General features: G+C 48.3%; 17 protein-coding genes. 12 read left to right on the top strand and 5 right to left on the bottom strand.

The window, feature by feature from the left end; translation table 11 throughout:
- Positions 1-403 precede the first annotated feature (403 nt).
- The 3 genes from GKG43_RS11455 to GKG43_RS11445 form a co-directional block, all read right to left on the bottom strand.
- Entirely contained in the window at positions 404-1,009 is a 606-nt protein-coding gene (locus tag GKG43_RS11455) for a glycerol-3-phosphate acyltransferase (protein ID WP_083487143.1), read from the bottom strand.
- Positions 1,009-2,139 carry a glycosyltransferase gene (locus tag GKG43_RS11450; protein WP_055154589.1) on the bottom strand — a complete coding sequence of 377 codons (1,131 nt, stop codon included), beginning with the start codon at positions 2,137-2,139 and terminating at the stop codon, positions 1,009-1,011. Before GKG43_RS11450 ends, GKG43_RS11455 begins: the two co-directional genes overlap by 1 nt.
- Before the next feature lie 65 nt (positions 2,140-2,204).
- The gene (locus GKG43_RS11445) at positions 2,205-3,125 is read right to left on the bottom strand and encodes an AEC family transporter (RefSeq protein ID WP_055154590.1); all 921 of its coding nucleotides are present in this window, start codon (positions 3,123-3,125) and stop codon (positions 2,205-2,207) included.
- A 359-nt stretch (positions 3,126-3,484) separates the two neighbouring features.
- Between GKG43_RS11445 and rhmD the strand changes: the two genes are divergently transcribed.
- From rhmD to GKG43_RS11415, 6 genes are all read left to right on the top strand, one after another.
- Positions 3,485-4,678 (top strand): L-rhamnonate dehydratase, encoded by a 1,194-nt coding sequence (gene rhmD, locus GKG43_RS11440; RefSeq protein ID WP_025655270.1) that lies wholly within the window; start codon positions 3,485-3,487, stop codon positions 4,676-4,678.
- A gap of 26 nt (positions 4,679-4,704) precedes the next feature.
- Complete coding sequence (locus GKG43_RS11435; protein ID WP_050641401.1) at positions 4,705-6,087, top strand: SLC13 family permease; 1,383 nt, start codon at positions 4,705-4,707, stop codon at positions 6,085-6,087.
- 246 nt (positions 6,088-6,333) lie between these two features.
- Positions 6,334-7,089, top strand: coding sequence for an IclR family transcriptional regulator (locus tag GKG43_RS11430; RefSeq protein ID WP_050641400.1), 756 nt, complete (start codon positions 6,334-6,336; stop codon positions 7,087-7,089).
- Positions 7,090-7,093: 4 nt separating this feature from the next.
- The gene (locus GKG43_RS11425; RefSeq protein WP_025655273.1) at positions 7,094-7,990 is read left to right on the top strand and encodes a dihydrodipicolinate synthase family protein; all 897 of its coding nucleotides are present in this window, start codon (positions 7,094-7,096) and stop codon (positions 7,988-7,990) included.
- 40 nt (positions 7,991-8,030) lie between these two features.
- A complete protein-coding gene (locus GKG43_RS11420; RefSeq protein WP_050641399.1) occupies positions 8,031-8,537 on the top strand; it encodes a YhcH/YjgK/YiaL family protein in 507 nt (168 codons plus the stop codon).
- A gap of 13 nt (positions 8,538-8,550) precedes the next feature.
- On the top strand, positions 8,551-9,702 hold the full coding sequence (locus tag GKG43_RS11415) for a zinc-binding dehydrogenase (protein WP_050641398.1): 1,152 nt from the start codon (positions 8,551-8,553) through the stop codon (positions 9,700-9,702).
- Positions 9,703-10,064: 362 nt separating this feature from the next.
- On the opposite strand, the gene GKG43_RS11410 is transcribed toward GKG43_RS11415, so the two are convergent.
- Positions 10,065-10,511, bottom strand: coding sequence for a GatB/YqeY domain-containing protein (locus GKG43_RS11410; RefSeq protein ID WP_050641397.1), 447 nt, complete (start codon positions 10,509-10,511; stop codon positions 10,065-10,067).
- A 75-nt stretch (positions 10,512-10,586) separates the two neighbouring features.
- Positions 10,587-11,234, bottom strand: coding sequence for a phosphate propanoyltransferase (locus GKG43_RS11405; RefSeq protein ID WP_055154591.1), 648 nt, complete (start codon positions 11,232-11,234; stop codon positions 10,587-10,589).
- A 313-nt stretch (positions 11,235-11,547) separates the two neighbouring features.
- Here GKG43_RS11405 and GKG43_RS11400 point away from each other — a divergent pair, with 313 nt between their 5' ends.
- The 6 genes from GKG43_RS11400 (at position 11,548) to GKG43_RS11375 (ending at position 19,076) form a co-directional block, all read left to right on the top strand.
- Positions 11,548-13,179 (top strand): Na/Pi cotransporter family protein, encoded by a 1,632-nt coding sequence (locus GKG43_RS11400; protein ID WP_050641396.1) that lies wholly within the window; start codon positions 11,548-11,550, stop codon positions 13,177-13,179.
- An 85-nt stretch (positions 13,180-13,264) separates the two neighbouring features.
- Positions 13,265-13,882: a stage V sporulation protein T gene (gene spoVT / locus GKG43_RS11395; RefSeq protein WP_243125849.1), complete on the top strand. Its 618-nt coding sequence runs from the start codon at positions 13,265-13,267 to the stop codon at positions 13,880-13,882.
- Between the two features lie 691 nt (positions 13,883-14,573).
- Entirely contained in the window at positions 14,574-14,960 is a 387-nt protein-coding gene (locus GKG43_RS11390; RefSeq protein WP_050641393.1) for a TIGR04086 family membrane protein, read from the top strand.
- A 149-nt stretch (positions 14,961-15,109) separates the two neighbouring features.
- A complete protein-coding gene (scfA, locus tag GKG43_RS11385) occupies positions 15,110-15,253 on the top strand; it encodes a six-cysteine ranthipeptide SCIFF (protein ID WP_009002406.1) in 144 nt (47 codons plus the stop codon).
- A gap of 189 nt (positions 15,254-15,442) precedes the next feature.
- Complete coding sequence (gene scfB / locus GKG43_RS11380) at positions 15,443-16,864, top strand: thioether cross-link-forming SCIFF peptide maturase (protein WP_050642714.1); 1,422 nt, start codon at positions 15,443-15,445, stop codon at positions 16,862-16,864.
- On the top strand, positions 16,851-19,076 hold the full coding sequence (locus GKG43_RS11375) for a protein translocase subunit SecDF (protein WP_050641392.1): 2,226 nt from the start codon (positions 16,851-16,853) through the stop codon (positions 19,074-19,076). Before scfB ends, GKG43_RS11375 begins: the two co-directional genes overlap by 14 nt.
- Positions 19,077-19,717: the final 641 nt, after the last annotated feature.

Genomic DNA, 19,717 nt, shown 5'->3' with positions numbered 1-19,717 from the left:
CCCCCCCCCCCCCCGCTTGTAAGAATGAGCTCCACGATGCCGCACAGCGGCAGGAGGACACATATGCCCGGGTGAGATGCTGCCCGCTTGCTAAGGGATTCCGGGACGGAAGAAGGCAGGGAAGGTGGACACGGGCTGACATGCCACGCGAAATCCTGATGGATTTCGCGCGTCAGGTCAGCCGAAAACGTAATTTGGTGATTACGTTTTCGTCCACCTTCCCTGCCTTCTTCCGTCCCGGAATCCCTAAGCGCGCTCTATGCACTTCACCCGGGCATATGTGTCCTCCTGCCGCTGTGCGGCATCCTGGAGCTCATCCTTACAAGCTGGGTGCATCCTGCAGGAAGACGGGAGAGGCGGATGGGATTGACGTGGATTGGCGTGGCGGGCGGGGGAGCTTATTTTAGTGATTTTGGCGGCCTGGGAGGCGGATGCTGATGGGGGATTTTTCGTGTTTTAGGAGGTGTTTTAGGATTACTATGGAGGATATTAGCAGCGTTCCGCAACGGAGCGTGGGGGATTGGAGGTGGTGGATGCTGGTGATGCTGAAGCAGAGGTAGGTGATGATTGTGCGCAGGAGGTGGGGGCGGATGATGATCAGCAGGGAGAAGAGGAGGTAGAAGAAGGCGAGCAGGAAGAACGGGTATAGGTTTGGGAGGAGGCCCAACAGGCAGCCGAAGGAGACGGCTATGGCTTTGCCGCCTTTTGTGGGATGCATGAATGGGAAGGCATGGCCGATGACCGGGGCTGCCAGTATGATGCCGAAGAGAGGGGCGTGGACATCCAGAATATGTGCGGCTGCACAGATGGGGAGGAATCCTTTTGCCAGCTCCAGGATGAGGACGATGGCTCCGGTTTTTCTGCCGGCCAGTTTGAATGCGTTAAAGACTCCAGGATTGTGGTCGCTGGCGGCCTCTCTGATGTCGATTCCGCTTAACAGCCTGGGAATCAGTTGGGTGTATAGGATGCTGCCGGATAAGTAACCCAGCAGGATAAATAGGTAATACATTATATTTCACCTCCGGATTTTCTGCAGATACGGCGCAGGAGTCTGTAGGTTTTGAGTGCCGCGTCCCCCGGGACTGCTGCTGACTGGGCGGTACGCATGGCTTCACAGCGGACGGGGGCCCGCAGCAGGCTCTGGCCCGCGGCTATCTGGCCGTAGAATTTGTCTGAAGTAACGGAAAGCCCGCGGACGGAGAAGAATTCCCGGTTTCTTGTTTCACAACCCGGGATGGGCGTGGTGTGGACGATAGGGATTCCTTTTACCGCTGCTTCTGTGCTGGTCAGGCCTCCGGGTTTTGTGTACAGCACATCACAGGCGTCCATGTAGGCGGCAATGTGCTCTGTATAACCCACGATCCTGACGTTGGCAGAACGGCCGAATTCTCCCGTCAGAATATGGTATAATTTTTTGTTGGCGCCGCAGATGACGATGATGTATTCATCGGGCTGAATTCTGCGCAGCAGTTCCGCGACGAACAGCTGGATCTTTCCGAAACCCATGCTGCCGCTCATGATCAAATAGACATGTGCGTTCTCAGGTATCTTACACATCTGCCTTGCTGCTTTTGGAACCCGGGGAGCCGAAAATGCCTGCCGGACCGGTATGCCGTAAGGTTTCAGCCTGTGTGCAGGGAGCCCCCTGGCAGCAAACTCTTCTTTTAGCTCTTTGTGCGGGATTATATAATAATCGCAGTCCGTTTCTTCCCAGAATGGAATGCAGGTATAGTCGGTCTCAATAGCAACTACTTTATGGGACAGCATCTTTTTATGCTTCATGTAGGTAAGTGTCTCCGCAGGGAACAGATGCGGTGTGGCGATGACATCATAATGGTGTTCCTCCAGATAGCGTTTCAGGGGTTTGGCGAGCATGGCGTTCGCATAGTATACGGGAGACTTGCGGTGTGATGAGCTGACAACCCCTCCCAGTCTATACAAAAAATGAAAAAAGCGGGGAGCATGTTTTACAATTGACACATACCCACCGCCCACGAAACGGGACACACGTTTACCCGCAAGCAGCATGATGTCAAGCATATCCGCTTCATCACCGTGAAGGCGGATACACTCCTGAAGTGCTTTTCCTGCATAGTTATGTCCTTCTCCTGTGCTGCATGATAAAATTAAAACTTTCATATAAACTCTCTCTGAATCTGATTAGTAGTCTCTTTTACAGGATATCCATTTTCCCTTAGAAATTTCTATTTTATTAAAAATCCGGCAATAAAAGTAACGAAAGGAATCGTCACCATAGACAAAACGGTAGTAAATGTAAAAATTTCTGAAGCGTATGTATAGTTTCTTTTATAACGAATTGACATCATTGTCATTGTGGTAGCTGTGGGACATGACGCTGCGATTAATGTAGTATATGCAATGTCATGGTCTATACGAAGCAGGTATAAAAATACGGTGACTGCCAGCGGCACAGCGATCAGCTTCAGAAAGCTGACCCAGTAGATGTGCAAATGTCCGAATATTTTCTTCAGGTCAGCCTGTGCAACAGAGAAACCTGCAATCATCATGGCAAGAGGCGTATTCATATCTGCTATATAATTCATAGAATCCAGAACAGCGGAAGGAATCCGCAGCTGTGCAAAAAACAGAATCAGAGCGGCGCAGGTAGCAATGATCATAGGCGATAACAGCCCCTCCTTCAGCTGCCGCAAAGAGAACTTATTCTCCAGCAGGCTGAGCCCGTGAGTCCATGTAAATAGATTGAACATGGTCATATAGGCGGTGAGATAGAAGACTCCTTCGTTTCCCAGCACACTGTAGATCAGTGGAATTCCGATAAAGCCGCAATTGGAATAGATTGAGCCAAAGCGGTCGAGATAATAATTCGGGTTATTTTTCTCAGGTACCAGAAAGCGGGCAATCAAAATGGCTATGATATGGGCAGCAAAAGCGGCCGCAAATGCGATCAAAAGCCCTCTGACAAGTCTGGCGTCATAGTCTGTCTGATATACGGTAATAATCAGGCAGGGGTTGACAATCATAAGGAGCAGATTGGATATACTTCTGTTTCCTTCCTGGCTTACGATCTTCAGCCTGTAGCAGGCAAACGCCAATATCATAATAATGAGCATTTTCAGCAGTTGATTAAAAATTAATAGAAACATAATAGATACTTTACCCTCTCCTATAAGAACTACAGCTCCGGCAGCGAATACAATGTTTCAGCGAAACAGGCTGAATACCGGTATGCCTGACCGTCAGTTAACAACTCAATCAGTATACTTTATAATGCTTAAAAAATCAATCCTGCAAAAGTGGACGGTTACATTAAGATTGTACATCTTGCACAAAAACGTACTGCGGTTTTTGAGTATAGTGTGGAAAAAGTCGTTGAATCTTGACTTAATTATAAAGAAATGATAAACTGTTTATAAAATGAGAATCTGATTCACATATACGAATCGGTGGAACGGAGTAAACTTTGAATGTGTCATTTTAAAGAAAAGAAAGGAAGGTACTTATTATGGCATTAATGGGAAGAAAGATTGCAGCAATCCGTGCTTATGTTGTCGAAGGAGGTGGCGCTGATTATCATGATCAGAGTGAAGATCATTGGATTGTTAAGCAGATTGCAACTCCTATGAGCATCTATCCGGAGTATAAGGCAACCAGATCCAGCTTTGGAATTAATGCGCTGAAGACTCTTGTAGTGGAAGTTGAGGCGGATAACGGTGTGACTGGATTCGGTATTACAACGGGCGGATATCCGGCGGCATGGCTGGTTATGAATCATCTTGACCGCTTTGTTGTGGGCAAGGATGCCAATGAGATAGAGATCATCTGGGATCAGATGTATCGTGCCTCTCTTTACTATGGACGTAAAGGCGTGGTAATGAACGCGATATCTGCAGTCGACCTGGCGCTCTGGGATCTGCTCGGCAAGTTAAGAGAAGAACCTGTATATGCGATGCTGGGAGGTAAGGTTCGCGAGGAACTGACTTTCTACGCTACAGGGCCGAGACCTGACCTTGCAAAGGATATGGGATTTGTCGGAGGCAAGATTCCGCTTGTTTACGGACAGGCAGATGGAATGGAAGGCCTGAGGAAGAGCATTGAACTGGCGGCTGATATGCGTGAAAAGTGCGGGGATGATTTCCTGCTGATGTGGGACTGCTGGATGGCGCTTGACCTTTACTATGCAAAACGCCTGATGCAGGCTTCTGCAGACCTGAAGTTTAACTGGATTGAAGAGTGTTTCAACCCGGATGATTACTGGTCATACCGTGACCTTAAGAAAGCAGCGGGTAACCAGATCATGGTAACAGGCGGTGAGCATGAAGCTTCCAAGTTCGGTTTCCGCATGTTGATCGAGGACTGCGACCTGGATGTCATTCAGCCTGATGTCGGCTGGTGCGGCGGTATGACAGAACTGATTAAGATCGGTAACATGGCAGAAGCGCACGGCAAACTGGTAATTCCTCATGGAAGCGGTACATACAGTTATCATTATGTAACAACAAAAACAAATTCACCGATCACAGAGTGCCTGATGATGGCGCCGCAGGCTGATAAGGTGGTTCCGCAGTATTATCCGCTGCTGAAGGATGAGCCAATGCCGGTTAACGGTAAGCTGAAAGTCAGCGACAAGCCGGGATTTGGTGTGGAACTGAATAAGGATAAGACACTCATTGAAGTAAAAAAGGGAACAAGACTGTAAAAGCAGCCTTTATGTAGGAGGGTAAAATGTCAACAGCATTTTTAATTATAAGTTTAATAATCGCAATCGCAGTTGTTGTATTGTTTATTATCAAGGCCAAGATGAATCCGGCGATCGCCCTGATCCTTGGTTCTCTGCTCCTTGGTGTTCTGACTAAAGTACCGCTGGTGGATATTACAGCCGCGGACGGGACGGTAACAACCGGCCTGGTTAACGTGATTAACAATGGTTTCGGCAGCATGCTGGGAAGTATCGGATTCCCGATCGGCCTTGGTATCATCCTCGGCCAGTTCGTAAGTGATACCGGCGGTGCAAGTGTAATTGCTGATAAACTGGTATCTGTATTTCCAAACAAATGGGCAATGTACGCGGTAGGTTTTGCCGGATTCGTACTTTCCATCCCTGTATTTTTTGATGTAACATTTGTAATTTTGATCCCGATCGGTGTAGCTTTGATGAAGAAGCTGAATAAGGGAATCGGTTATATCGTAGGAGCAATCTCTATCGGTGCCGGTGTTGCGCATACCCTGGTTCCTCCGACGCCAAACCCGCTGGTTGCTCCGGAGTATTTTGGATTCGATCTTGGTATTATGATCGCAGCAGGACTGCTGTTCGGTATTCCTATGGTACTGATTGCCGTTACGATTCATGGGTTCTTAATGAAGAAAGGGCTTTGGAATGCAGAAAAAGATGAGAATGGAAACGGCTTGGACATCAATGAGCTGGAACTTCCGGAAAAAATGCCGGGATTCTTCGTTTCACTGCTCCCGATCCTGCTTCCGATCATCTTCATTCTTTTGAATACAGTAGCAGGCGCTATGATGGATTCTGTTCCGACCTGGATTGATTTCCTTGGACAGAAGACAACATCTATGCTGTTGGGAACTCTGGCTGGTATGGTTATCTCTATTAAGTACCTGGGACTGGCAAAGACAGAAAAAGTAGCGACTACAGCCTTGAAATCTGCCGGGCTTGTATTCCTGATTACCGGAGCCGGCGGTTCCTTCTCCTCTGTAATCACTGCCTCAGGCGTGAGTGAAGCAATTAAGAATATGGTATCCAATATCTCCAACAATATCGTGCTGATTCTGCTGATTGGCTGGATTCTGGGACTGCTGTTCAGACAGATCACCGGATCCGGTACAGTGGCTTCACTGACCACATTTGCGATAATGCAGAGCGTTGCAGCAACCGTAGCTATCCACCCGGTATTTATCGCCTTGGCGTGCCTGGACGGCGCACTGTTCGGCGCAACGGTTAATGACTCAGGCTTTTGGATTGTATCAAATATGACCGGATTTAATTTTACCGGCGGATTGAAAACATATACTTTGGGGCAGGCAATTGCTTCGGTTGTAGGTATTATTCTGATTATTATTGTAGGTTTGATATCATGCCTGTTCATCTAGTGCAAAATGCATCAGGTATGACATAGGTATACGGCAGTATGCCGTAATGTACAGGCCCCTCAGAATTGAGGGGCTTGTGCACTTTATCATCATTTTAGGCATTCTCTTTTTAATAGGAAAAGAGGCAGTATAGAAGAGCCATGCAGAGCTCTTCAAAGTTGACAAGAAAAGTTGGGCGTGGTAATGTAATTTTATATTGAAAATGGGGAAGTCGCCCTTTGAAAATGAAAGGAGCAGGTGTTTTATATGGCGGTTAAATCGGCAGAAAGAGTATTGAAAATTTTCGACCTTTTAGAGGGTAGCTCCGATGGGCTGACGAACAAGGATATCAGCACTCGTCTGAATTATGCTCCAAGCAGTACGATAGCCCTTTTACAGACAATGGCGGAAAACGGTTACCTGGCGGTGGATGAGCAGAAGCGGTATTCACTGGGGGGCAAGCTGGTAAGCCTTGGAGCGGTAGCGGCATCCAGATTCGATATCGGGAGGATGGCTACACCTTATTTAAAGCATCTCATGCAGACGCTGGGTGAGACCTGTTTCCTGGGGGTTCTCTCGCAGGGAGAGATTGTGTATATTGCGAAGGAAAACTGCGAGCGGACGATTAATACAAATGCACAAATCGGATCCAGAAAGCCGGTTTACTGCACCGGTCTGGGAAAAGCATTTCTATCCTTTCTTCCGCCGGAGGAAAGCCGTGATATAATGAATGGGCTGAAATTTACCGCATTTACGGAAAATACGGTGAAGGGCGTGGAAGAATTGAGAAAGCAACTGCAGGAATTTCGTCTCCAGGGCTATGCGACGGACGACCAGGAGATCGAAGAAGGATTATGGTGTCTGGCAGTTCCGGTCTATGACGGCTACCATAGGATGATTGCTGCCCTCAGTGTATCGGGCCCGAAAGAGCGCATGATGGACAAGAAGGAACTAATCATAGCAGAGATGCTGAAGGCCGGAAAGAGTTTATCCAGAGAGCTTGGGTATCAGAAGGAGGAATAGTATAATGAAGAAACTGTGTGGCGTGAATCCGCCGGTCATCACGATATTTGATGAAAAGTGTAAGATAGACATTGAGGCAAGCAAGAGACAGGCGGATTTCCTGATCTCAAAGGGTGTGGACGGACTGGCATATCTGGGGACATCCGGAGAGTTCAGTATTATGACTGTAGAAGAGAAAAAGAATTTTATTAAAGAAATGATAGACCATGTCAATGGGCGGGTGAATGTGATCGTAGGTGTCGGAGATACCTGCCTTGAGAATACAATGGAGCTGCTAAAATATGTGGAGGCTGCCGGCGCTGACGGCGTACTTCTGATTAATCCGTATTTCAGTGTATACAGCTCAGAGATGGTGGAGGCATATTTTGGTTATGTGGCTTCCCATACGTCTCTTCCTATTATAATATACAATTTCCCGGATCTGACAGGCTATTGTTTCAATGCGGATGTGGTGAGCAAGCTTGTGAAGGATAACCCGAATATTGTGGGAATCAAAGATACGATCAATGACTTTAACCATGTTCTTTCTATGCAGAAGGTGAAGGAAGTGAATCCTGATTTTTCTGTGTTCTCAGCCTATGAGAACCAGGCTATGGGACTTCTGGTCTGCGGTGTGGACGGATTTATCAATGCAACCGCTAACTTTGCTCCTGAGTTTACGGTCAATACGTATCAGTCCGCAAAGAGGGGTGACTATAATGAGGCAGCTCTCTGGTTTAAAAAGATGGTGAATGCCATGGACATCTATGGTTACAGTACGCCGCTCTTTTTGGCATGTAAACAGGCTATGTACTACCGCGTGCTGAACCAGGACGGCCACGAGAGGCTGCCGGCTCTTTCTCTGGATGCAGAGGCTAAGGCTAATGTATATAATAAGATGAGAGAACTGAAACTGCTGTAGATGCAGACGCAGATTTGACAGATTGGAGAGGTAGCATAATATGATAATGGATAAGCTGGAACATTTCCGCTATTATCAGCGGTGTGTGCCCGAACTGTGGGATGCGGTGCGTTTTGTGGAACGTGTGGAGAAGGAACGCCTGCCGGCTGGCAGATACCCTGTCGGAAAGGGGTTCGCATTCGTTCAGGAGGGACAGACCCGGAGCTTTGAGGAAGCAGATTTTGAAACCCATGACAAGTATCTGGATGTGCAGATTCTTCTGGAAGGCTCGGAGATGTGGGAATACGCGGACAAGGCGGATCTAACGGTGAAGACACCATATGATCCCGACACAGATATAGAATGGTTAACCGGGCAGGGCGACAGAATACAGATGAAGCCGGGAATGTTTTACCTGGTTTATCCCACGGACGGACATAAACCCTGCTGTCATGAACGTATACCTTCCTCCTACAGGAAGGTCGTTGTGAAGATCAAGATTGACAAGCTGCTGCACGGAGTGAATACAGGCAGATCCGGAATGCAGCACAGGCGAATATCCTGGTAAAGGAGATACGAAGATGGATTTAAAGATTGATGATATAGTAAAACAAGTTCTCTCTGAGGTTGGGACACACAAAGAGAACAGGACAGCATTTACCCTGGAAAGAATGCCGGTGCTTACGGGCAATGAGACGGGGAGGAGTGCCGTGCTGGTGTCTCCTGAAAGTTATGAACTGAAAGAATATAAGCTGCCGGAGATCGGCGCAAAAGAGATTCTCGTGGAAGTGGAAGGCTGTTGTGTGTCACCTTCCGATACGATAGAATTCATGAAAGAAAAGAGAGTGGGCCAGGCGTCCCTTCTGGGACAGCAGGGAACCGGCCGCATCGTGAAACTGGGCAGCCCTTCTCTGCAGGATGCGGCAGGAACAGCCCTCAAGGTCGGTGACAGAGTCGTTGCCGTAAAAAAGGCCGGCGGAGCGGCCACCGCTTTCGGTGCAAACCGCGGCAGTGCAGGGAGCGGCTTTCACGGGTGGTATTCCAACTATGTAGTGCTCAGAGCCGACAACCAGATCTACCAGGTAAACGATCTGGATTTAGAGTCCCGTCTGCTTACAGAGACGGTCATTGCGGTAAACAGCGCGGTACAGAGGACTGTCAAGCTCGGACATCTGGATTCTTCAAAACGTGTTATCGTACTGGGCTGCGGCTTGGAAGGCCTCACAGCCATCGCCATACTGAATTGTATGGGCATATACAACATAATCGCAATAGACGGAGACGAACAGGCTCTCAAACTGGCTATAGAATTCGGTGCCAGGGAAAGCATCAATTACCGTAACAAAAACGGCATATCAGCCGTACTGGAAAAGATCCAGAAGTACTTCGGCGGAAGCCTTGCAGACGCCGTATTCCAATGCACCGCATCCCCACTGGGCCGAAGCACTGCAAAACGTTTCGCAAAAAACAGCGGCAGCATCTGCGAACTGCAATACGTCCTCGGCAAGTCCAAAACAGCCGTAAAACATTATGAAGATTCCATGCCGGCAGGAGGAAGATACTACACAACCCGCGACTACGAAGAATGCTTCAAATTCATGAAAAAAGCCGCCGAAAAAGACCTCCCCCTCTACCGCCTCATCACCCACCGCTACCGCCTCGAAGAAATCAACGAGGCCCACTGGTCAGCCATAAGAGGCGAGGGTCTGGCAATAGCCGTATTTAACAGATAGAAGTGTTTATCTCATCATTTACGTCTACTTCCAAAAACGCTCCGCCAATTCAGCCCGATCCACCGCTCCCCGTCTCCCGGCAGGATGCACCCAGCCCGGGGAACAGGGGCGTATGGGCTTTTCAGGGGCGTCAAGAAAGACGTGCTAGATTTACTTAAAGTCCAAATAGGCCGATTGCAGGATAAAAATATGATTTCCAAATCATATTTTTACTTTGACCTGACATGCGAAATCATCAGATTTCGGATGGCATGTCAAAGGTGCCTGCAATCGGCCTATTTGGACTTTTAGTAAATCTCACGTCTTTCGCCCGCCCCAGAAAAGCCCATACGCCCCTGTTCCCCGGGCGGCCCTCTTATATTTTATTGGATTAATGACGCCACGATTGTGCTTACGAGTTTCCCATCAGCCTTTCCTTTTACCTTCGGCATCAGTTCTTTCATGATCTTTCCTTTATCCTTTGCGGTTGGAGTCTCTATACCAAGATCGGCAAGCACACCCATCACGATTTCTCTGATCTCATTCTCGCCCATCATCTTCGGAGCATACTCTTCCAGAACAGCAAGACGCTTCTGGCATTCCTCAATAATATCCGTGCGGTCTTTGGGAGTCATTTCCAGTGTTTCCTTTGTCTGTTTAATCTCTCTTAGAATTACCTGGTTTTCCTCTTCCTCCGTCAGATCTGCCCGCTTGTCGATCGCCTTATTTTTCAGGGAAGATAACAGAAAAGAGAGAGCTGCCTTTCTTTCCTTGTCGCCGGCCTTCATAGCGGACATCATAGCGCTTCTTACTTCATCGATTTTACTCATGTTAAAATACCTCCATTTTGAAATTGTCAGAATAGTGTCGGATTTGCACGGGGGTCTGACCCCTTTGCAAAGGGGTCAGACCCCCCTGTTGATTCCGGACTGCAGTTCATCTGCCCATGTCTGCAGATTATAAGTATGCCCGTCAAATAGTTTTAAAATCACGCCGGTTGGGTTATCCTCGTTGGCAAATGCGTTGGCTTCGTCGGTATCCACATGCATGGACAATGCGAATTTAGGGCTCACCCGGACGACCACATCGGAAAAAATAAGGGAACGCTCATAGCTTGTGGTTATGACAAAAACGATATCGTTGTCCTTTACATGTGCCCTGAGGGCATCGATGGGCGTCATATGAATGTGGCGTTTGGCTACGATGACCCCTTCCTTCAGCTCTACTTTTCCGTGAGGGCCCACGAGAGTGCATCCCGGTGTGCCGGCGATATCTCCGGACTGGCGGATGACGCTTGGTATGCCAAGCCTGCGGGCATCTGTAACGGATATTTCGACCTGGGTTGCGGGACGAAACGGGCCCAGTAAGATGACCTTTTCAAAGCGTCCTTTGGGGCCGATGACGGTCAGCCTTTCTTTGCATGCATACTGGCCGGGCTGACTGAGCTCCTTTGTATAGTTCAAACGTGTGCCGGGGCCAAACAGTTGTTCAAAGTCTTCCTGGGAGACATGGATATGCCTGGCGGAAGTTTCTATTGGAATTTTCAGGCTCATATTGTTTTCTCCATCCTGCGTATACTTTTTTATTTCATGACATGTAAATTTTAGCAGAATATAATGAGGTTTTCAATATCTACCTGGCGGTTTTGCAGATGGCGCATCCGATCTGGAGCAAAAATTCGTTCGCGGGCAGTTGCACTTTGACTGCGGCAGTGCATGAATTCGTGTGATGTAACGCAAAAGCTCCAGTAAGTAATTAAGATACCGCTAAGAAACGTGCCGGTCAGATTGACCTCGTGTTTTTGGCTATGATAATCTGTGTTAAGAGTGCGTAAAAATTAAGGCATGCAAAGGAGAAGTATGAGAGATGGGAATTAAGGATTTACTTGCATTACTGGGAGGGCTCGCTCTCTTCTTATACGGAATGCAGATGATGAGCAACGGTCTGGAGGCTGCGGCGGGCAACCGGATGAAATCAATTCTGGAAAAACTAACATCCAACAGAGTAAAAGGGGTGCTGGTGGGAGCAGGCATCACAGCGGTCATACAGTCTTCCTCCGCTACGACTGTTATGGTAGTCGGCTTTGTAAATTCCGGGCTGATGACATTGAAACAGGCTGTATGGGTGATTATGGGCGCCAATATAGGGACGACAATCACCGGTCAGCTGATTGCACTTGACATCGGCGCCATTGCCCCTATATTTGCCATCGGCGGTGTTGCGGCCATCATGTTTGTAAAAAACGAAAAGGTCCACCATATCAGCAGCATTTTTGCCGGACTTGGTATCCTGTTCATGGGCATGGATATGATGGGAAGCGCCATGGAGCCGCTGCAGAATTCACCGGCATTTATTCAGTTTATGACTACATTTAAAAATCCACTGGTGGGTATACTGATTGGGGCGGTATTTACCGCAGTGATCCAGTCCTCTTCCGCATCAGTAGGAATCTTGCAGGCACTGGCGGGTACCGGTATGATCCCGCTGTCCAGTGCGGTATATATTCTTTTTGGACAGAATATCGGAACCTGTATCACAGCGGTTCTGGCTTCCATCGGAATGAAAGTCAATGCCAAGCGTACAACCGTGATCCATCTAATGTTTAATATATTCGGTTCGGTACTGTTCACTCTGATCTGTATGTTTACACCGTTTGTAGCATGGATGGAGGCATTGGTTCCGGGAAACCCGGTATCCCAGATCGCCAATGTACATACCGTATTTAATATCGTAACGACCCTGATTTTACTTCCGTTCGGCGAATACATGGCCCAGGCTGCGGTAAAGATTCTGCCGGACAGCAAAAAAGAGGAGGAAGAAGATTACCGGCTGAAATATATTGCCAGATTCGAACCATCGTATGCCATCGGACAGAGCGCCGTCGCGATATCCCAGGTGGGGAATGAAGTGGGAAGAATGCTGGGGATGGTAGAAAAAAATATTTCGCATGCATACGATATACTCATGAAATACGATGACAGAGAAATGAAAAAGATCCGGGAAAGAGAGACTTACATCGATTATCTGAATCAGGAAATATCTGCTTATATAGTATCCCTTATGGCCAACGAAATGTCCATGTCCGACTCCCGGCAGATTAATGGATATTATGTGATCATAAGCAACCTGGAGCGGATCGGGGACCATGCGGTCAATCTGGCGGAATATGCGCAGGACTTAAAAAAATGGAACGGTGAATTTTCGGATATTGCCAGGGACGATTTGAAAAATATGAAAAAGCAGTGCCTGGAAGCTTTGCGTATCGTGAACAGGCAGGAAGAGGATGTTCCCGCCGTTATCCTGAACCAGGCGGCTCTGATGGAGCAGAAAATAGACGACACCAGAGAAAAATATTTTAAAAAGCAGATGCAGCGTCTGAAAAAAGGTAAATGCCGTCCGCAGACAGGAATTGTGTTCACAGAGATCCTGACAGATTTTGAAAGAATCGGCGATCATGTGAAAAATATAGCAGAACAATACGTGGAAATGGAAAACTGACTGGAGCACGAATATTTTCCTCTATTTAACAAATACTAGTAGAAGTGCTAATGATTACTAAGACGTTAAATGGAGGAATTTCTTTATGAAAGCTACAGGAATCGTAAGGCGGATTGACGATCTGGGAAGGGTTGTTATTCCGAAGGAGATACGAAGAACCCTGCGGATCCGGGAAGGTGATCCGCTGGAAATATTTACAGACCGGGAAGGTGAAGTAATACTTAAGAAATATTCCCCGATTGGGGAGCTTGGCACACTTGCCAAACAGTATTCAGAAAGCCTTGCCCAGACAATGGGATGTACAGTGTGCATCACCGATAACGACCAGATCGTGGCTGCGTCAGGCAGCGGAAAAAAGGATCTGCAGGATAAGTATATCAGCAAAGAGCTGGAGAAAGTAATTCAGGCAAGAGAACAGCTGCTGGCAAAATCCGACAGTGCCAAATATGCGGGGGTTGTGCAGGATGAAAAAGAATTCAAAGAGGAAGTCGTGTGTCCGATCCTCTGCGAGGGAGATGCCATAGGCGCGGTTGTTTTCCTGAATAAGGACGAAAAGAAAAAATTTGGCGAACTGGAGCAAAAAGTCGCAATGAGCGCGGCAGGTTTTCTGGGACGGCATATGTGCACTTGGGCGGATTGCGGCTATCCCTTCCTTCCGCTGGGTGCATCCAATCGGCAGGGCGCAAATGGGGAGGATCATTAATGGGGGCGGCGTATGGATTCTTTTGATGGTACATCATAGCTCCGGTAGATAAAAAGAAGAGTCATACCTTATTCTGCAGCTGTGCTGCAGATCCGCCCGCAGGGCATGAGTTACGGGGTGCCCTTTGGGTATACCGTATTCTGCAGTTTGGCTAAAGCACCCCTAAGCAGTGAATAAAGCAATGGGGATTATATGCCCCACCGGGCGAATCAATACACTGCGCCCGTTACGGAGCCCTCCCGGCAGGCAACCTTTCCTTCCGATTGGATGCATCTAGCAAAATGAAGGGACCGCCGCCAGCCTGTCTAATGCACCTATGCCGGTGAAAAGTGCTAAAGCGGACCTTAGAAATTCTTGGAAGGCGGCAGCCAGAAAAGCAGGGAGATTTTGTGATCACCGAATCACAAAATCAGGCGGCCCAGCGCGAGAAATCATGGGATTTCTTGTGATGTGCCGCCTGTGCCCTGCTTTTCTGGCTGCCGGCTTCCTAGAATTTCTTAGGTTCGTGTCCGCACTTTTCACCGGCATAGGTGCATTTGGCAGGCTGGCGGTGGTCCCTTTATTTTGCGCCCCGCCCCCATCCACAATACGAAACTTGCCCGTCACACTCCGCTTTTTTGGGGATAAATGCATATTCCGGGAAGGACAATCATATGTTGTAATAGTACATAGATGGACGAGGAGGAATTAGATGGAGAATAAGACAAATAAGGGGCGGGGGGCCGAGGGGAAAGTCGTCTGGCTTTTAAAGGCTCTTTTGTGTGCTTATGTGGTGACGGGAATCCTTCTGCTTTTACTGACTCTGCTGCTTTATAAATTGAACCTGGATGAGGGGAAAGTAACGGGAGGGATTATCGTTATTTATGTTGTTTCCACATTTGTAGGCGGCTTTGCGGCAGGGAAGATGGCAAAATTCCGTAAATTTGCATGGGGGCTGACGATCGGGATTCTGTATTTTGGTCTGCTGCTTCTGATCTCTCTTGGAGTGTACCGCTCCATGCAGGGAAGCGGGGCAAATATACTGACCACATTCCTGCTCTGTGCGGGCGGTGGGATGCTGGGGGGCATGGTCTCCTGATGAATTAAGATATACAGGAGAATACGTGCGGGAACGCTTATAGACAGCCGATACCGTTCACGAAAAAAACACTTTAAAAACTACAGGCACTGTGCTATAATGTTACGAGGTAAATACATGCCTGCAGCATGAATATAGGAGGAGAGAACATGAAACATATTAAAACACTGAATACACAGACCTTAAACAATACAGTAAAAAAAGGCGGCTGCGGAGAATGCCAGACATCCTGTCAGTCTGCATGCAAGACTTCCTGCACAGTGGGAAACCAGACCTGCGAACATAAGAAGTAATATATTTGCAACGGGAAACAGAATATAAGCACAGCACTTACATAACGACGGATGGTCGGGCGTGTGCTGTGCTTTCAGAGTATTTAAAAGTACCAATCAGGGCAGCGACCTCGGCCGCTGCCTTACGCTTGTTACCGGGAATCAAAACCGGTAATGGCCTGAATTATGATGAAAGTGAGGGTATCTGTTGTGATACATCAGTACCAGAATAATGGATATAACATTGTCCTTGATGTGAACAGCGGTGCTGTCCACGTGGTGGACAAGGCCGCATATGATGTGATAGCATGTCTCGAGGCAATGAATCCTTCCCATACTGTGGAGTCTCTGCAGTCAGAAGAAACATACCGGTGTCTCAAGGAGACTCTGGGAGGATCCTTGAGCGAATCGGATCTGCAGGAAGTGCTGGAAGCGGTGATCGGGCTGACCGAAGCCGGACAGCTGTTTACGGAGGACATCTATGAGGATTATATTGGGGAGGTAAAGCAGCGGAAAACGGTGGTAAAGGCGCTCTGCCTTCATATCGCACATGACTGCAACCTGGCCTGTAAGTACTGTTTTGCGGAAGAGGGGGAATATCACGGGAGACGTGCGCTGATGTCCTATGAAGTGGGCAGGAAGGCGCTGGATTTTCTGATTGCCAATTCCGGAAGCAGAAGGAACCTGGAAGTGGATTTCTTCGGAGGCGAGCCTCTGATGAACTGGCAGGTGGTAAAGGACCTGGTAGCATACGGAAGAGAACAGGAAAAGCTGCATGACAAGCATTTCCGTTTTACCCTGACCACGAACGGCGTTCTTCTCAATGATGAGGTTCAGGAATTTGTGAACCGTGAGATGGATAATGTCGTGCTGAGCCTCGACGGCAGAAAAGAAGTGAATGACAGCATGCGGCCCTTCCGCAACGGAAAGGGAAGCTATGACCTGATTGTGCCTAAGTTCCAGAAGCTGGCCGAGAGCAGAAATCAGGAGAAATACTATATACGCGGAACATTTACCCGGGGGAATCTGGACTTTTCGAAGGACGTGATGCATTTTGCGGAATTAGGTTTCCAGCAGATATCTATCGAGCCGGTGGTGGGGGAAGAGACGGATCCCTATGCCATACGCGAGAGCGACCTGCCGCAGATCTTCAGCGAATACGATACGCTGGCAAAGACAATGGTGGAACGCGAGCGAAATGGCGAAGGATTTACATTCTTCCATTTTATGCTGGATCTGGAAGGCGGACCGTGTGTGGCCAAGCGTCTGTCCGGCTGCGGTTCGGGAACCGAGTACCTGGCGGTGACGCCTTGGGGGGATCTGTACCCCTGCCATCAGTTTGTGGGGGATGAAGCATTTTTAATGGGAAATGTGGACAGCGGAATTGTGAAGCCGGAGATTGCAGATGAATTCCGCGGCTGCAGCGTTTACTCAAAGGAGAAGTGCCGCAGCTGTTTTGCAAGATTTTACTGCAGCGGCGGCTGTATGGCTAATTCATACAAATTCCATAATACAATCCACGATACCTATGATGTCAGCTGTGAGATGGAACGTAAGCGTGTGGAGTGCGCGATTATGATAAAGGCTGCATTGGCAGACGAAGAAAGGAATGTGACTCATGAAGAAAAGTAAAGGCGTTATCAGCCTGATTCTGACGGTTGTCCTGATTGCCCTTCTGGGCTTTACAACGATTGTAGGATTCGGGAAAACAGGTTCAGGCGCTGCAAAGAACATTAAACTTGGGCTGGATTTGGAAGGCGGTGTCAGCATCACCTATCAGGTAAAAGGGGACAAGCCGTCCCAGTCTGACATGGATGATACAATCTACAAGCTGCAAAGGCGTGTAGAACAGTATAGTACAGAAGCAACAGTTTACCAGGAAGGTGAGGACAGGATCAGCATCGAGATCCCTGGAGTTAAGGATGCCAACAAGATCCTTGATGAGCTGGGTCAGCCCGGTTCCCTGTATTTTATCCGGGAGAAAGACAGTGAAGGCAATGCAAACTACAGTCTGGATTCCAACGGCAAATACAAACTGGACAAGACAATTGAAGAGCTGCAGGAAGACGGCTCCATTGTTCTGAATGGTACGGATGTTAAGAATGCGCAGGCAGCGACCACCCAGGATGATCTGCAGAATAAGGAAAATATCGTACAGCTGTCTTTTACAAAAGAAGGGACAGAGAAGTTTGCCGCGGCTACAAAGGCTGCGCTGGCGGCTAAGGAGACCATTGCGATCTATTACGATGGAGAGCTGATCAGTGTTCCGAGTGTGAATTCCGAGATTAAGGACGGCGAGGCTCAGATTTCAGGCAGTATGAGCTTCGAGGAGGCGGACAAACTGGCTTCTACGATCCGGATCGGCGGGCTGAGCCTGGAACTGGAAGAACTCCGTTCAAATGTAGTGGGGGCACAGCTCGGTGAAGAGGCAATCAGCACGAGTTTAAAGGCGGGAGCTATCGGCCTTGCTATTGTATTTATCTTTATGTGCGTTGTTTATCTGCTTCCCGGACTGGCGGCAAGTATCGCACTGCTGATTTATACAGGGCTGATCCTGGTTCTGCTGAATGCATTTGACATTACACTGACCCTGCCGGGTATTGCGGGTATCATCCTTGGCATCGGCATGGCGGTGGATGCGAACGTAATTATCTTTGCCAGAGTGCGGGAGGAACTGACGACCGGCAAGTCCGTGAGGGCATCCCTGAATGCAGGTTTCCATAAGGCAATGTCAGCCATTCTGGACGGCAATATTACAACACTGATTGCGGCGGCAGTCCTGTGGCTCAAGGGAAGCGGCACTGTCAAAGGTTTTGCGCAGACGCTGGCCCTAGGTATTGTGGTTTCTATGTTTACTGCGCTTGTAATTACCCGTCTCATCGTATATGCTTTCTATGCCGTGGGTATTCACAATGAGAAAGTATACGGACGTGTGAAAGCGGAACGCAAACCTATCGATTTCCTCGGAAAGAGAAAGGTGTTTTTCGGAATCTCCATCGCGTTGGTTTTAGTAGGTTTTGTCTTTATGGGAATCAATGGAGGCCAGGGGAAGGGCGTTCTGAATTACAGCCTGGAATTTAAGGGCGGTACCTCAACGAATGTGACCTTTGATCAGGAATACAGCCTGGAGGAGATTGATCAAAATATCGTACCTCTAATTGAGGACGCAACCGGCGACAATAATGTCCAGGTTCAGAAGGTGGAAGGAACAAACCAGGTCATCTTCAAGACACAGACTCTCGAACTGGATAAGCGGGAAGCATTTAATAAGGCTATGGTCGATAATTTCAAGGTAAATGAGGATGAGATTACGACAGAAAATATCAGTTCAACGGTCAGCTCAGAGATGAGACAGGACGCGGTCATCGCGGTTCTGATTGCAACAATCTGCATGCTGCTTTACATCTGGTTCCGTTTCAAGGATATCCGCTTTGCAACCAGCGCGGTACTGGCGCTGCTGCATGATGTTCTTGTGGTACTGACGTTCTACGTGATCGCAAGAGTATCCGTTGGAAATACATTTATCGCATGTATGCTGACTATAGTAGGTTACTCCATCAACGCAACCATCGTAATCTTCGACAGAATCCGTGAGGAGATGAAGACGAAGAAGCGCGGGGAGGATCTGGCTGTTCTTGTAAACAGATGCATCACCCGTACACTGACGCGTAGTATTTACACCTCATTGACAACATTTGTAATGGTGGCGGTTCTTTATATTATGGGTGTAAGTTCAATCAAAGAATTTGCACTGCCGCTGATGGTGGGAATTGTATGTGGAGCTTATTCATCTGTGTGCGTAACGGGAGCACTTTGGTATGTGATGAAGAAGAGAAGCAAGTAGAGTGGCGGCGGGGGCGCCTGAGAAAATCGGGATGCACCGCCGCTGTCCGGTGAGGCTTATGCTGATTCCGGAAACCGGGCGCTTAGCCTAGTACTGCGTTGCGCAATTAACAGTGATAAAGCACCTGCTATCTACAACAGGAGCACGTCTGCGAAGCTAGACGTAGGAACCGCTACGCCGTCGCTTCGCAGACGCACACCTGATGCAGATATCAGGCACTTTATTCACTGCTAATTATGCAACGCAGTACTAGAAGCGCTAACTGCGAAAAAGCCGCATTTTATGGAACCGAGCGTATTCACTTAGAAAGCTGATGCTTTCTAAGCTCAGACGCTCTGGATAATTGATTCGGAATCAATTATCCTCCATAAAATGCGGCTTTTTCGCAGTAAGCGCTTCTATGGCACGCTAGAGGCTTCCGGAATCAGCATAAGCCTCACCGGACAGCGGCGGAGCATCCCGATTTTCTCAGGCTGGACGCATCCTTGCGGGAGGGGGGCTTGCCCGGAGGTTTGGCGGGGGCAGCTGATTGGGTTGGGAGACGGGGGAGCTTTTTAGAGAGTTTATAGTTACTATGCGCGGCCCCTGGGGCGTTAGTAGTAACTGTTTATATGCTGCGTCGACAAATTACGACAGGTTCT

This window comes from Eubacterium sp. BIOML-A2 (assembly GCF_009680135.1).
GTDB lineage: Bacteria > Bacillota > Clostridia > Lachnospirales > Lachnospiraceae > Faecalicatena > Faecalicatena contortus_B.
Note: the sequence above shows the minus strand (reverse complement) of the source record. Positions and strands in the feature narration are given on the sequence as shown.

Bases quoted from the DNA above. Each gene is read 5' to 3' on its own strand.
- GKG43_RS11455 (WP_083487143.1), bottom strand. From the start codon at position 1,009: ATGTATTACCTATTTATCCTGCTGGGTTACTTATCCGGCAGCATCCTA.
- GKG43_RS11450 (WP_055154589.1), bottom strand. From the start codon at position 2,139: ATGAAAGTTTTAATTTTATCATGCAGCACAGGAGAAGGACATAACTAT.
- GKG43_RS11445 (WP_055154590.1), bottom strand. From the start codon at position 3,125: ATGTTTCTATTAATTTTTAATCAACTGCTGAAAATGCTCATTATTATG.
- rhmD (WP_025655270.1), top strand. From the start codon at position 3,485: ATGGCATTAATGGGAAGAAAGATTGCAGCAATCCGTGCTTATGTTGTC.
- GKG43_RS11435 (WP_050641401.1), top strand. From the start codon at position 4,705: ATGTCAACAGCATTTTTAATTATAAGTTTAATAATCGCAATCGCAGTT.
- GKG43_RS11430 (WP_050641400.1), top strand. From the start codon at position 6,334: ATGGCGGTTAAATCGGCAGAAAGAGTATTGAAAATTTTCGACCTTTTA.
- GKG43_RS11425 (WP_025655273.1), top strand. From the start codon at position 7,094: ATGAAGAAACTGTGTGGCGTGAATCCGCCGGTCATCACGATATTTGAT.
- GKG43_RS11420 (WP_050641399.1), top strand. From the start codon at position 8,031: ATGATAATGGATAAGCTGGAACATTTCCGCTATTATCAGCGGTGTGTG.
- GKG43_RS11415 (WP_050641398.1), top strand. From the start codon at position 8,551: ATGGATTTAAAGATTGATGATATAGTAAAACAAGTTCTCTCTGAGGTT.
- GKG43_RS11410 (WP_050641397.1), bottom strand. From the start codon at position 10,511: ATGAGTAAAATCGATGAAGTAAGAAGCGCTATGATGTCCGCTATGAAG.
- GKG43_RS11405 (WP_055154591.1), bottom strand. From the start codon at position 11,234: ATGAGCCTGAAAATTCCAATAGAAACTTCCGCCAGGCATATCCATGTC.
- GKG43_RS11400 (WP_050641396.1), top strand. From the start codon at position 11,548: ATGGGAATTAAGGATTTACTTGCATTACTGGGAGGGCTCGCTCTCTTC.
- spoVT (WP_243125849.1), top strand. From the start codon at position 13,265: ATGAAAGCTACAGGAATCGTAAGGCGGATTGACGATCTGGGAAGGGTT.
- GKG43_RS11390 (WP_050641393.1), top strand. From the start codon at position 14,574: ATGGAGAATAAGACAAATAAGGGGCGGGGGGCCGAGGGGAAAGTCGTC.
- scfA (WP_009002406.1), top strand. From the start codon at position 15,110: ATGAAACATATTAAAACACTGAATACACAGACCTTAAACAATACAGTA.
- GKG43_RS11375 (WP_050641392.1), top strand. From the start codon at position 16,851: ATGAAGAAAAGTAAAGGCGTTATCAGCCTGATTCTGACGGTTGTCCTG.